This window comes from Bradyrhizobium sp. ISRA430, from assembly GCF_029909975.1.
In the GTDB taxonomy this organism is placed as follows: domain Bacteria; phylum Pseudomonadota; class Alphaproteobacteria; order Rhizobiales; family Xanthobacteraceae; genus Bradyrhizobium.
Genome location: NZ_CP094516.1, coordinates 4,707,481 through 4,720,826, shown reverse-complemented (window position 1 = coordinate 4,720,826; position 13,346 = coordinate 4,707,481). Strand labels below are relative to the sequence as shown.

Below are 13,346 nucleotides of genomic sequence, written 5' to 3'. Positions count from 1 at the left end.
AGTGACGCATACGGATAGGCTGCCGCGTACTGGATGCCCCGCCTTCGCGGGGCATGACCACATGCGAGAAATTGACCCGGAAGTTTCGGGGGACGATGAAAGCCGGATTCGCAGAGGCTCCCGCTCACCCGGAGTTCGCGCTTTGCGCGGATTCCGGCTTCTCCCCGCGAGCGGGGAGAAGCGAAGAGGGCCCCTCAACGCGAAGCCGGCGCCTTCGCCTTCAGCGCCCCCACTTCCGCTTCCAGCTCCGCAATCCGCTGATCGCGTGCCGCCAGCGCCGCGGCCACATCCGCCGCATCGAACTTCTGCGGGATGTGCTGCGGGCAGTTCGTGTCCCATGCCGCGATCTTGAACAGGATCACCTGCTCGGGCCGTGCCCGATATCCTTTCGGCATCAGCGCCTGCGTCAGCGCATCGTCGTCCTCGACGACGCGCGCCTCCCCCCAGATCTTCACGCGGCGGCGATGGGCATAGTCCATCACAAAGATGTAGGCCTTTGGATTCTCCGACAGATTGCCCTGGGTGAGATATTGCTGGTTGCCGGCGTAGTCGGCAAAGGCAAGCGTCTGCTTGTCCAGCACCTTCAGAAAGCCCTTCGGCCCGCCGCGGTGCTGGATGTAGGGTTGGCCATCGCCTGAGGCGGTGGCCAGATAGAAGCTGTCGGCATCGGCGAGGAACGCCGCCAGGTTCTCGTCGACCTCGGTGCGCCAGCCGCGCTGCTCGGCGCGGGCATAGGCCTCGCGCGACCCCTTTCGGGTCTGGATCGATTTCACCGCCGGCGTGAACGCCACGTCGCTCGCATGGGTGTGCGCTGCCGTCATGGAACATCTCCTGAGAATCCCGGCGCATTTCGCGTCTTTCGGGCCTTAAGAATGGAGCTTCTGGCGGTTAAAACAATCGCGTCTCTTGACACTTCATCGTTGCGATATATGCAATAATGAAATGGACCGCCTCGATGCCATGCAGGTCTTCGTTACCGTCGCCGATTTGCGCGGCTTCGCGCCGGCCGCGCGCAAGCTGCGGCTGTCGCCCTCGGCGGTGACGCGGCAGATCGCGGCGCTGGAGGAGCATCTCGGCGCGCGCCTGTTGCAGCGGACCACGCGGCAGGTCGCGCTGACCGACGTCGGCGCGCGCTACCTGGAGCGTGCCAGGCGCATTCTCGCCGATGTTGAGGAGGCGGACGGCTCCGCGCGGGAGGAGCGCAAGCGGCCGAGCGGAAAACTGGTGGTGTCGGCGCCGGTCGGCTTCGGCCGGCTGCATGTCGGGCCGGTGATGGCCGCCTATCTCAAGCGCTACCCCGACGTTGCCTGCGAGCTGCGGCTGTCGGACCATCTCGTCAACCTCGTGGAAGATGCCGTCGACGCCGCGGTACGCATCGGCCACCTCGCCGATTCCTCGCTCATGGCGCGCCAGGTCGGCGCCATGCGGCGGATCGTGGTCGCCGCGCCGACCTATCTGAAGCGCCATGGCGAGCCGAAGACGCCGGAAGCGCTCACCTCGCACCAGACCATCCAGTTCGGCCCGGCGTCCGAATGGCGTTTCCTCCGCGACGGCCGCGACATCGAGGTGGCACCTCACCCCCGCTTCATCAGCAACAGTGCCGACGCCGCCCTGCAATATGCCGAGGCCGGCGGCGGCGTGACGCGCGTGCTGGCCTACCAGGCTGCTGAGGGCTTAAGGCGCGGGCGGCTCAGAATCGTGCTGGCGAAGTACGAACAGCCGGTGCTGCCGATCCACGTCGTCTACCCGACCTCGCGCCTGCTCTCGGCCAAGGTGCGGGCGTTCATCGATCTCGTCGTGGAGACGACCGCGTGGAGGTTTGGGTAGGCGCTCGTGTCCTGGACGCGCTGCAGCGTGAAGCGCCCTTGCGCAGAGCCACGAGAGGCTACCCCTTCTTCGGCACCACGCGGAACGTGCCGCTGGCGCGCGCGATCACGGTGTCGTCGGCCTTGATCAGGCTCTGCGCGAAGCAAATCGTGCTGCCGGTCTTGATCACCTCGCTCTCGATCGACAGCCATTGTCCGATCTCGGCCGAGCCGACGAAATCGACCGACAGCGAGATCGTCACGAATGACGTCGTCCAACCCGTCGCCTGCGCGCAGCTATAGCCCATGGCGTTGTCGGACAATGCCGCGATCAGCCCGCCATGAATCAAGCCGCGGCCATTGGTGTGCGGCTTTGCCAGCCGCAGGCCGAGGATCACGGCCTTGTCTGTCTTCTTGGCGTACAGAGGCTCCCAGGGCTCAGTGAGCGGACTCTTGCGGAAATGCGGTTCAAAACCTTCGGGAATGATGGCGGTCATGGTCGGCTCGCGTGCTGGAGTTGGGTTGGCCCCATTGAACGCGATCTCGATGACGGTTTCACCGCCTACAAAGTTTGAAACGGAATTTGCGCGGATGTTTGAAATGCGACGACCGCCAAATTGCCGAGGCGGTCATCACTTTCGAGCGGAGCATGTTGGCGAGAAGGGATATTTATCCCGCGCCCACGCGCTTTTTCTGCCAGACGAGGTGGACCGCGCAGGTGCAGCCCGGGGGATGGGAGGCAAGATCGTCCGAAGATACGTCGTTCGCTGGCGTCGCCGCGAATGAAGCTTTGGCCGCACCCTGCTGCGCCGGGATGTAGTTCAACACCGGTGCAAGCCAGCGTTCGACCTCGGCGACATCCATGCCCTTGCGCGCGGCGTAATCCTCGACTTGGTCGCGCTCGATCTTGCCGACGCCGAAATAGTAGCTCTCGGGGTTCGCGAAATAGAGCCCCGACACGGACGAGCCGGGCCACATCGCAAAGCTCTCGGTCAGCTTCACGCCGGCCGTCTTCTCGGCGTCGAGCAGTGCGAACAGCGTCGCCTTCTCGGTGTGATCGGGCTGCGCGGGATAACCGGGCGCGGGACGGATGCCCTGATATTTCTCCAGGATCAGCTCTTCGTTGGAGAGTGCCTCATCCGGCGCATAGGCCCAGAACTCGCGGCGCACGCGGGCATGCATGCGCTCGGCGAAGGCTTCGGCAAGGCGATCGGCGAGCGCCTTGCAGAGGATGGACGAGTAATCGTCATTGGCCTTCTTGAAGCGATCGGCGACCGCGTCCTCGCCGATGCCGGCGGTGACCACGAAGCCGCCGATATAATCGGGCACGCCCGTGCCGGCCGGCGCGATGAAGTCGGACAGCGCCGCGTTGAAGCGGCCCTCGCGCTTCTCGAGCTGCTGACGCAGCGTATGCAGCGTCGCAATCGTCTTCGTCCGGCTCTCGTCGGCGTAGAGCACAATGTCGTCGCCTTGTGCGTTCGCCGGCCAGAAGCCGATCGTCGCGCGCGCCCGGAACCATTTCTCCTTGACGATGGTGTCGAGCATTTTGCGCGCATCGTCATAGAGCGAGCGCGCGACCTCGCCGACCTTGGCGTCGTCAAGGATGGCGGGGAAGCGGCCGGCGAGCTCCCAGGTCTGGAAGAACGGCGTCCAGTCGATGCAGTCGACGAGCTCGGCGAGGTCGTACGCGTCGAACGTTTTGGTGCCGAGGAAGGTCGGCTTCATCGGCTTTGCCGCGGCAAAATCGATCGGCACGCGGTTGGCGCGGGCATCGCTAAGCTTCAGGCGCTTCTTGTCGGCCTGCGCGCGCAGATGCGCCTCGGAGATCTTGGCGTATTCCGCGCGCACCTCGGCGGCGTAAGCCTCGCGCTTGTCGGGCGAAAGCAGGGAGGAGGCGACGCCGACGGCGCGGCTGGCGTCGTTGACGTGCACCACGGGCCCCGCCTGGTAGCTCGGGTCGATCTTCACCGCCGTATGCACGCGGCTCGTGGTGGCGCCGCCGATCAACAGTGGGAGCTTCAAGCCTTCGCGCTGCAATTCGCCGGCGAAGAACGCCATCTCGTCGAGCGAGGGCGTGATCAGGCCGGACAGGCCGACGATGTCGGCCTTCTCCGCCTTCACGGTCTCGACGATCTTGGCGGCCGGCACCATCACGCCGAGATCGATGACCTCGAAATTGTTGCACTGGAGCACGATGCCGACGATGTTCTTGCCGATGTCGTGGACGTCGCCCTTTACGGTGGCGAGCACGATCTTGCCGGCGGACGATTTGGCGTCGCCGCCGATGCCGCTGGCGAGATTGCGCGCCTTCTCCTCTTCCATGAACGGCATCAGATAGGCGACCGCCTGCTTCATCACGCGCGCGGATTTGACGACCTGCGGCAGGAACATCTTGCCGTCGCCGAAGAGGTCGCCGACCACATTCATGCCGGCCATCAGCGGGCCTTCGATGACGTCGAGCGGCCGCGCGGAGGCGGCACGAGCTTCTTCCGTATCCTGCTCGATGAACTCGGTGATGCCGTGCACCAGCGCATGGGACAACCGCTTCTCGACCGGCCATTCGCGCCAGGCCAGATCAGCTTCCTTGCTTTCGGTCTTCTTGCCGCGGAATTTTTCGGCGAGCGCGAGCAGGCGTTCGGACGCGCCCGGATCGCGGTTGAGAACGACGTCCTCGCAGGTCTGGCGCAGCTCCGGATCGATGTCGTCATAGACGATCATCTGCCCGGCATTGACGATGCCCATGTCCATGCCAGCCTTGATGGCATGATACAGGAACACCGAATGCATGGCCTCGCGCACCGGCTCGTTGCCGCGGAACGAGAACGACAGGTTGGAAACGCCGCCCGAGATGTGCGCCCCACGCAGGTTCTGGCGGATCCAGCGCGTCGCCTCGATGAAGTCGACGCCGTAATTGTTGTGCTCCTCGATGCCGGTCGCGATCGCGAAGATGTTCGGGTCGAAGATGATGTCTTCCGGCGGGAAGCCGATCGTGTTCACGAGGATGTCGTAGGCGCGCTTGCAGATTTCGGTCTTGCGCTTGAAGGTATCGGCCTGTCCGGTTTCGTCGAAAGCCATCACGACGACCGCCGCGCCATGGCGGCGCGCGATCCTGGCCTCGTGGATGAACTTCTCCTCGCCTTCCTTCAGCGAGATCGAGTTGACGACCGGCTTGCCCTGTACGCACTTCAGGCCGGCCTCGATCACCGAGAATTTCGAGGAGTCGACCATCACGGGCACGCGGGCGATATCCGGCTCGGCGGCGACGAGATTGAGGAAGGTCCGCATCGCGGCTTCCGAGTCGAGCAGACCCTCGTCCATGTTGACGTCGATGATTTGCGCGCCGTTCTCGACTTGGTCGCGCGCGACTTGCAGCGCGGCCGTATAGTCGCCCGCGGTGATCAGCTTGCGGAAACGGGCCGAGCCGGTGACGTTGGTGCGCTCGCCGACATTGACGAAGGGAATAGCGTCCGTCAGCACGAACGGCTCGAGGCCGGAGAGCCTTAAGCGCAGCGTGATCTCAGGCACGATGCGCGGCTTGTGCGGGGCGACGGCGGCGGCAATCGCCGCAATATGCTCCGGCGTGGTGCCGCAGCAGCCGCCGACGATGTTGACGAGGCCGTCGCGCGCGAACTCGCCGATCAGGCGCGCCATGTACTCCGGGCTCTCGTCATACTGGCCGAACTCGTTGGGCAGGCCGGCATTGGGATAGGCGCAGACCAGCGTGTCGGCGACGCGGCCGATGTCGGCGATGTGCGCGCGCAGGTCTTCCGCGCCGAGCGCGCAGTTGAAGCCGATGGTGACGGGTTTTGCGTGCCGAACCGAATTCCAGAATGCCTCCGGCATCTGGCCGGAGAGCAGGCGGCCGGACTTGTCGGTGATGGTGCCCGACACCATCACGGGCACGTCGATGCCGCGCTCTTCTGTGATCTCGGCGATCGCATAGAGCGCCGCCTTGGCGTTCAGGGTGTCGAAGATGGTCTCGACCAGCAGGAGGTCGACGCCGCCGTCGATCAGGCCCCTGATCTGCTCGCCATAGGATTCGCGCAAATCGTCGAAGGTGACGGCGCGGTAGCCGGGATTGGCGACGTCGGGCGAGATCGAGGCGGTGCGGTTGGTCGGCCCGATGGCGCCGGCGACGAAGCGCGGCTTGCCATCCTCTGCCTGGACGCGCTCGGCGGCGTTGCGGGCAAGGCGTGCGCCCTCGCGAGCCATCTCGTAGACGACGTCGGCGAGGTCGTAGTCGGCCTGCGCGATCGAGGTGGTCGAGAAGGTGTTGGTGGCGACGATATCGGCGCCGGCGCGCAAGTAGGCGGCGTGGATGTCCTCGATCGCCTGCGGCTGGGTCAGGATCAACAGGTCGTTGTTGCCGCGAAGGTCGCGGTGGAAGTTCTTGAAGCGCTCGCCGCGGAAGGCGGCTTCGTCGAACTGCAGGCCCTGGATCATCGTGCCCATGGCGCCGTCGAGCACCAGGATGCGCTCGCGCGCGGCGGCGAGCAGGGCGTTACGCTTGGGCGAGACGGGTACGGTCATCTGGTCTTACGCAGCCTTCTGGGCGCTCTTGGCGCGAATGCCGAGCAAATGGCTGATCGCGAACACGAGATCAGCACGGTTCATGGTGTAGAAATGGAAGGTGTCGACGCCGTGCTTGGCCAGCTTGTGCACCTGGCCGGCGGCGACCGTCGCGGCGACGAGCTTCCTTGTATCGGGATCATCGTCGAGGCCGTCGAATTTCTCCGCCAGCCAGTCCGGCACGCTCGTGCCGGCGCGGGTGACGAAATTGCGGGCCTGCTTGAAATTATGCATGGGCATGATGCCCGGCACGATCGGTATATCGATGCCGCGGGCGCGCACGCGATCGAGATAGCGGAAGTAGAGGTCGTTATCGAAGAAGACCTGCGTGATCGCGCGGGTCGCGCCCGCATCGACCTTGGCCTTCAGCGTGTCGATATCGGCATCGAAGTCGCGGGCTTCGGGATGCTTCTCGGGATAGGCGGATACCGAGACCTCGATGTCGGCGTGCCGCTTCTTGATGCCGGCGACGAGTTCGGCGGAGGTCTGGTAGCCGTCGGGATGGGTGGAGTAGGGTGTGCCGATGCCGCCGGGCGGATCGCCGCGCAGACCGACGATGTGCCGGACGCCGACCTCGTGGTAGCGGTCGACGATCTCATCGATCTCACCCCGCGAGGCGCCGACGCAGGTCAGATGCGCGGCCGGCAGCAGCGCGGTCTCCTTCAGGATGCGCGTGATGGTGGCGTGGGTGCGCTCGCGGGTCGAGCCGCCGGCGCCATAGGTCACCGAGACGAATTTCGGCTCGAGCGGCGCCAGGCGGTTGATGGTCGCCCAGAGATTGCGCTCCATCTCTTCGGTCTTGGGCGGAAAGAACTCGAAGGAGATCGCCGGACGCTTCGCGAGCTGCTCGTTTTGCCCGGTATCTTTTCCGTTGTCCTGGGCCGTCGTCGTCGGCTCGGTCATGGCCCCACTCACTCCAGATCTCTTCGCAACTGCGGCAGGTTTGGTTCGAAGCCCCTAACATAGGCCAAACCAGCCTCGCTCCATAGCCCATCGCTGGTGGGAAATGGCCCACTATCGCAGAATATGGCTGTACTTTCGTGCCATCTTCTGTCTTTGTGGGAAACCTTTTATTCGATAAATATGTTATATATCAGTATTATAAGTTTGATGCGGCTCGCCGAAAGCTTTGCAGATATCTGTGGGCAATGTGAAAGTATGATGATTATGACCGGCAGCGTCCCAACCAGCTTTCGGCCAAACCTTCGTCGCGTCGCGGCTGGCACACGCCAGCCCTGCTGCATCAGGCCATTGCCGCCTCCGCGCAGCGCACTACTTTCAACCGGCCATGATGCCGCTTTCCGTTCTCGACCTCTCCGTCGTCACCACGGGCACAAAACCTGCCGCAGCGCTGCGCAACAGCATTGATCTGGCGCGCCATGTCGATGGACTCGGTTATGCCCGTTACTGGCTCGCCGAGCACCACAACCTCGCCTCGGTGGCAAGCCCGGCCCCCGACGTGATGATCGGCCAGATCGCGGCGGTGACAAAACACATCCGCGTCGGCTCCGGCGGCGTGATGCTGCCCAACCATGCGCCGCTGGTGGTGGCCGAGCGCTTCAAGATGCTGGAGGCGCTGTTCCCCGGCCGCATCGACCTCGGCCTCGGCCGCGCCCCGGGCACCGATGGCGCCACCGCCTACGCGCTCAGAAGCCGGCTCGACCGCCGCGAGGGCGACGACTTCCTGGAGCGGCTGCACGAACTGATCCTGTGGGAGACCCGCGAATTCCCCTCGGGCCATCCCTACAACAATGTCGTCGCGATGCCGGACGACACCCGCCTGCCGCCGATCTGGCTGCTAGGCTCCAGCGACTATTCCTCGGAATTGGCCGCGCAGGTCGGCATGGGCTTCGCCTTCGCGCATCATTTCGCGTCGCACGATGCGATCGACGCGATGGTGCATTACCGCAATCGCTTTCAGCCTTCGGCCTGGCGCGCGACCCCGCACGCGATCCTCGCGGTCGCCGTCATCACCGCAGGCACCGATGAAGAAGCGGAAAAACTCGCTTCGTCGTTCGACCTCAACCGCTTGCGCCGCGACCGCGGTCAATATCTGCCGCTGCCGAGTGTCGAGGAGGCGCTGGCCTATCCCTATACCGACGCCGAGCGCGCCTCGATCGCCCGCAACCGGTCGCGCCTGTTCGTCGGCAATCCCGCCACCGTGCAGCACAAGCTGAAGCCGCTGATCGATGCCAGTAAGCCGGACGAGCTGATGGTCATCACCGCGGTGTACGACCACAGCGCGCGGAAGAAGTCGTATTCGCTGCTGGCCGAGGCGTTCGGGCTGGTGAAGCAGATGGTCTGAGTCGTCGTCCTGGACAAGCGCAGCGAAGCGGAGCGCAGATCCAGGATCCATAACCACAGGAAGTGGTTTGACGAAGACTGACAACCACCAGCTCGTGCCACAACCGCTCCCTGGGGTTGTGGGCCCTGGCCTTCGCCAGGGCGACAATTACTCCATCTGCTCGCTGAACGTCGCGCGGAACGGGTGCCCCGGATAAACTCCGACAATGCGGAATTCGCGCGAGAAGAATTTCAGCTCCTCCAGCGCAAAGGCGAGCCCCTTGTCGTCGGGATGGCCGTCGACGTCGGCATAAAACTGCGTGGCGAAGAAATTGCCGTCGACCATGTAGCTTTCGAGCTTGGTCATGTTGACGCCATTGGTGGCAAAGCCGCCGAGCGCCTTGTAGAGCGCGGCCGGCAGGTTGCGCACCCGAAAGACAAAAGTGGTGACCAGCGGGCCGGAGCCCTGGGCGGCCCATTTCGGCTCGCGCGCCAGCACCACGAAGCGGGTGGTGTTGTGCGCTTCGTCCTCGATGTCCTCGGCGAGGATGTCGAGACCGTAGATCTGCGCCGCTAGGCGCGAGGCGATCGCGGCGACCGTCTTGTCCTTGCGCTCGGAGATGTCGCGGGCGCTGCCGGCGGTGTCGGCAGCCACGATACCCCTGATGCCGAGCTTGCGGATGATGCGCCGGCATTGGCCGAGCGCATGGACGTGGCTCTCGACGCTCTTGATGTCCGAAAGCTTGGTCCCCTTCACCGCCATGAGCTGGTGCCGGACCGGCAGGAACCATTCGCCGATGATGAAGAGCCCGGAGGCCGGCAGGAGGTGATGGATGTCGGCGACGCGGCCCGCCACCGAATTCTCGATCGGGATCATGCCGAGATCGGCTTCCCCCGACGAGATCGCCGACAGCGCGTCCTCGAAGGTGGCGCAGGGCATCGGCTCGGCGTCGGGATAGGCCTCGACGATGGCGATGTGGGAATTGGCCCCGGGCTCGCCCTGGAATGCGATTTTCAGCTTGCTCATGATCGGTCTTCTAACAGCGGCTCAGGATTTGGAAAGGATGCTGCGGGCGGTTTCGAGGTCGGGCGGCGTGTCGACGCCGCGAGGCACGCTGTCGACGATGATGATGTCGATGCGCATGCCGGCTTCCACCGCCCGGAGCTGCTCCAGATTTTCCTGAACTTCCAGGGGGGAGCGTGGCAGCGAGACGTAGCGCTCTAGCGCTGCGCGGCGGTACGCATAGAGACCGATATGATGGTAACGCGGTCCGTCGCCGTAGGGGGCGGTGGCGCGGGTAAAATAGAGCGCCCGCAGCCGCCGCGGCCCGATCGGCGAGCCGATGGCCTTTACGACGCTCGGGGCGAGGTCTTCTTCCTCGGTGTGGATCTGTGAGGCCAGCGTCACGATGTCGACCACAGGGTCGTCAAAGGGCGGCAGCACCTCGCGGATGGTCTGCGGTGTGATGGTCGGGAAGTCGCCCTGGAGATTGATCACGATCTCGGCCTTGCCGTCCGGATCGAGCTTCTGCATGGCCTCGTGGATACGGTCGGAGCCGGAAGGGTGTGTGGGGCGGGTCATCACGGCCTCGCCGCCATGGGCGGTCACGACGGACGCGATCTCGTCCGTATCGGTTGCCACCGCGACCCGGCCGATGCCGGCGGCTTCGGCCCGCCGCAGCACATGCACGATCATCGGCAGTCCTGCGATATCGGCGAGCGGCTTGCCGGGCAGGCGGGTGGCCGCCATGCGGGCCGGGATCAGCACCAGGATGCGGGGATCGATCATCGGTTCAAGGGCCTGGAAACGGGGCGTTTTCCGCGCCGAGAAATGGGGTGGGGATGGGGTGAAAGCGGGGCCGTTTATACGGGTTGCCAGACCCCGGGCAAACCGATATCTCAATCGGAAACTCGGGGGGATAAAAAGGAACGATTGATTCTCCCGAGGCTCGTCCTGGCGGCCGTTGGGGCCGCCGTGTCATTCTTGCGGTGTGGGGCCTGGCCGGAAATGGACTCCTTCGAACTCAATAAGATCCTCGGTGCTGTGCTCGGCACCTGTCTCATTCTGCTGGTGACGAGCTTCGCCGCCCAGGCGCTGTTTTCGCCCAAGATGCCGGAAAAGCCGGGCTTTGAGATCGCCGTGAAGGAAGAGGCCGGCGACAAGGGTGGCGCCGCTGCCGCTGCGGCACCGTCCGAGCCGATCGAAAAGCTGCTTCAGACCGCCTCCGTCGAGAAGGGCGCGGCCGCCGCCAAGAAGTGCGCCGCCTGCCATACCTTCGAGAAGGGCGGCCCGAACCGGGTTGGTCCGAATCTCTACGGCATCGTTGACGACCACCGGGGCGAGGGCCGCAACGGCTTCAACTTCTCTGCCGCGATGAAGGCCAAGGGTGGCACCTGGACCATCGACGAGCTGAACAAGTTCATCGCCAATCCGAAGGCCGACATCCCTGGCACCGCGATGGGCTTCGCCGGCATCCCGAAGGACAGCGAGCGCGCCGACGTCATCGCCTATCTCAACAGCCTCTCCGACAACCCGAAGCCGCTGCCGACCGCCTCGAAGTAAGGCTTCTCGGCACCGATCTTGGATATGCGGCCAGGCTTAAAGCCTGGCCGTTTCCATATTGGGGGGTGTAGGGCGGTGTTATCGGGGCGTTTCGCCGCAGGGGGCGGCCCGGGCGACCTTCCAAGATGAGGAAAAAGCAACATATTCGGTCGAAACCTTGCCGTATATTGGGACCTTAAAGAAGGACCCTCCTTCAAGACAGGGATGTTGATTTGGCCATTACCCGACGCGACCTTTTGCTCACCAGCGCCGCGGCTGCGGCGATTCCCGCTCTCGGTTCCGTCGCGGGTGTTCCCGTCATCGGGCCGGCCGAGGCGCAATCGGCTGGTGAATTGTCTTCAGGTGAGCTCCCTTGGCGCCATGCGCTGTCGCTGTTCGGTGACATCAAGTACCCCGCCGATTTCAAGCGCTTCGACTATGTCAATCCCGATGCGCCCAAGGGCGGCATCGCCCGCCTGATCTCGCTCGGTACGTTCGACAATTTCAACATTGCGGTTGCCGGCATCAAAGGCTCGCTCGCGCCGGCCGCGGCGCTGATCTACGAAACCCTGATGACCCGTGCCCAGGATGAGGTCGGCACCGAATATGGCGAACTGGCCGAGGCCGCGCAGCATCCGGACGATTTTTCCTGGGTGACCTACCGCCTGCGGAAAGAGGCCCGCTGGCATGACGGCAAGCCGGTGACGCCGGAGGACGTGATCTTCTCGCTGGAGACGCTGAAGAAGCAGTCGCCGATGTATGCGTCCTACTACCGTCACGTCGTGAAGGCTGAGAAGACCGGCGAGCGCGAGGTCAAGTTCACCTTCGACGCGCCAGGCAATCGCGAATTGCCGACCATCGTGGGCGAACTCACCGTGCTGCCGAAGCACTGGTGGGAGGGCGCCGACGCCCAGGGGCGCAAGCGCGACATCAGCGCGACCACGCTGGAGCCGCCGCTCGGCTCGGGCGCCTATCGCATCAAGGAATTCGTCGCCGGACGTTCGATCAAGCTCGAACGCGTCAAGGACTATTGGGGCGCCAAAGTTCCGAGTCAGATCGGCACCAACAATTTCGACGAGCTGCGCTTCGAGTTCTTCCGCGACAACCTCGTCGCGCTGGAGGCGTTCAAGGCCGACCAGGCCGACTGGATCGCGGAAAACTCCGCCAAGCAGTGGGCGACCGCCTACGACTTCCCGGCGGTGGCCGAGAAGCGGGTGATCAAGGAAGAGTTTCCGATCAACGACTCCGGCCGCATGCAGGCGTTCGTCTTCAACATCCGGCGTCCCCAGTTCAAGGATGCGCGGTTGCGCCGGGCCTTCAACTACGCCTTCGACTTCGAGGAGATGAACAAGCAGCTCTTCTACGGGCAGTACACCCGTATCAAGAGCTATTTCGAAGGAACGGAGCTCGCTTCCTCCGGCCTGCCGGAGGGCGAGGAGCTGAAGATCCTGGAGACCGTGAAGGACAAGGTGCCGCCTGAGGTCTTCACCACGGCCTACCAGAACCCGGTCGGCGGCAATCCGGAAGCCGTGCGCGCAAACTTGCGCGAGGCGGCGAAACTCTTGAAGGAGGCCGGCTTCGAGGTCCGCGACCATAAGCTGGTCGACGCCTCCGGCAAGCCGCTCACGGTCGAGATCCTGGTGCAGGATCCTTCGTCGGAGCGCATCGCGCTGTTCTACAAGCCGTCGCTGGAACGCATCGGCGTTAGCGCCTCGATCCGCGTGGTGGACGACGCGCAGTACCAGAACCGGCTGCGCAGCTTCGACTTCGACATGATCATCGATCAGTGGGGCGAGTCGCTCTCGCCGGGCAATGAGCAGCGCGAGTTCTGGGGCTCGCAGGCGGCCGACATGCCAGGCGCGCGCAATACCATCGGCATCAAGAATCCCGCGGTCGATGCGCTGATCGAGAAGGTGATCTACGCCAAGAACCGTGGCGAGCTGGTCGCCGCGACCCGCGCGCTCGATCGCGTGCTGCTGTGGAACTTCTACCTCGTGCCGCAATTCACCTACGGCTTCTCGCGCTACGCCCGCTGGGATCGCTTCAGTCATGCCGATCCGCTGCCGAAATATGGCCGGTCCGGCTTGCCGACGCTGTGGTGGTACGATGCCGAGAAGGCCGCCCGCAACGGAAAACGCTCTTGAGGA

10 protein-coding genes are annotated in these 13,346 nt (G+C 64.4%); 4 read left to right on the top strand and 6 right to left on the bottom strand.

From position 1 onward, the window contains the following. Positions 1-194: 194 nt before the first annotated feature. Positions 195-821 (bottom strand): pyridoxamine 5'-phosphate oxidase family protein, encoded by a 627-nt coding sequence (locus MTX21_RS22505; protein WP_280966865.1) that lies wholly within the window; start codon positions 819-821, stop codon positions 195-197. A gap of 121 nt (positions 822-942) precedes the next feature. Between MTX21_RS22505 and MTX21_RS22500 the strand changes: the two genes are divergently transcribed. Further along, positions 943-1,827, top strand: a complete 885-nt coding sequence (locus MTX21_RS22500; protein WP_280966864.1) for a LysR family transcriptional regulator — start codon at positions 943-945, stop codon at positions 1,825-1,827. Between the two features lie 58 nt (positions 1,828-1,885). On the opposite strand, the gene MTX21_RS22495 is transcribed toward MTX21_RS22500, so the two are convergent. From MTX21_RS22495 to metF, 3 genes are all read right to left on the bottom strand, one after another. Continuing rightward, the gene (locus MTX21_RS22495) at positions 1,886-2,302 is read right to left on the bottom strand and encodes a PaaI family thioesterase (RefSeq protein ID WP_280966863.1); all 417 of its coding nucleotides are present in this window, start codon (positions 2,300-2,302) and stop codon (positions 1,886-1,888) included. A gap of 172 nt (positions 2,303-2,474) precedes the next feature. After that, positions 2,475-6,335 carry a methionine synthase gene (metH, locus tag MTX21_RS22490; RefSeq protein ID WP_280966862.1) on the bottom strand — a complete coding sequence of 1,287 codons (3,861 nt, stop codon included), beginning with the start codon at positions 6,333-6,335 and terminating at the stop codon, positions 2,475-2,477. Positions 6,336-6,341: 6 nt separating this feature from the next. Further along, positions 6,342-7,277 carry a methylenetetrahydrofolate reductase [NAD(P)H] gene (gene metF, locus MTX21_RS22485; RefSeq protein ID WP_280966861.1) on the bottom strand — a complete coding sequence of 312 codons (936 nt, stop codon included), beginning with the start codon at positions 7,275-7,277 and terminating at the stop codon, positions 6,342-6,344. Positions 7,278-7,662: 385 nt separating this feature from the next. Here metF and MTX21_RS22480 point away from each other — a divergent pair, with 385 nt between their 5' ends. Further along, complete coding sequence (locus MTX21_RS22480; RefSeq protein ID WP_280966860.1) at positions 7,663-8,679, top strand: LLM class flavin-dependent oxidoreductase; 1,017 nt, start codon at positions 7,663-7,665, stop codon at positions 8,677-8,679. A 147-nt stretch (positions 8,680-8,826) separates the two neighbouring features. On the opposite strand, the gene MTX21_RS22475 is transcribed toward MTX21_RS22480, so the two are convergent. Both MTX21_RS22475 and MTX21_RS22470 read right to left on the bottom strand, forming a co-directional pair. Beyond that, positions 8,827-9,684, bottom strand: coding sequence for a prephenate dehydratase (locus MTX21_RS22475; protein WP_280966859.1), 858 nt, complete (start codon positions 9,682-9,684; stop codon positions 8,827-8,829). Positions 9,685-9,705: 21 nt separating this feature from the next. Then, positions 9,706-10,446, bottom strand: coding sequence for a 3-deoxy-manno-octulosonate cytidylyltransferase (locus tag MTX21_RS22470; protein ID WP_280966858.1), 741 nt, complete (start codon positions 10,444-10,446; stop codon positions 9,706-9,708). A 219-nt stretch (positions 10,447-10,665) separates the two neighbouring features. Here MTX21_RS22470 and MTX21_RS22465 point away from each other — a divergent pair, with 219 nt between their 5' ends. After that, on the top strand, positions 10,666-11,220 hold the full coding sequence (locus tag MTX21_RS22465; protein WP_280966857.1) for a c-type cytochrome: 555 nt from the start codon (positions 10,666-10,668) through the stop codon (positions 11,218-11,220). 212 nt (positions 11,221-11,432) lie between these two features. Then, positions 11,433-13,343, top strand: a complete 1,911-nt coding sequence (locus MTX21_RS22460) for an extracellular solute-binding protein (protein ID WP_280966856.1) — start codon at positions 11,433-11,435, stop codon at positions 13,341-13,343. The last annotated feature ends 3 nt before the right edge of the window (positions 13,344-13,346 follow it).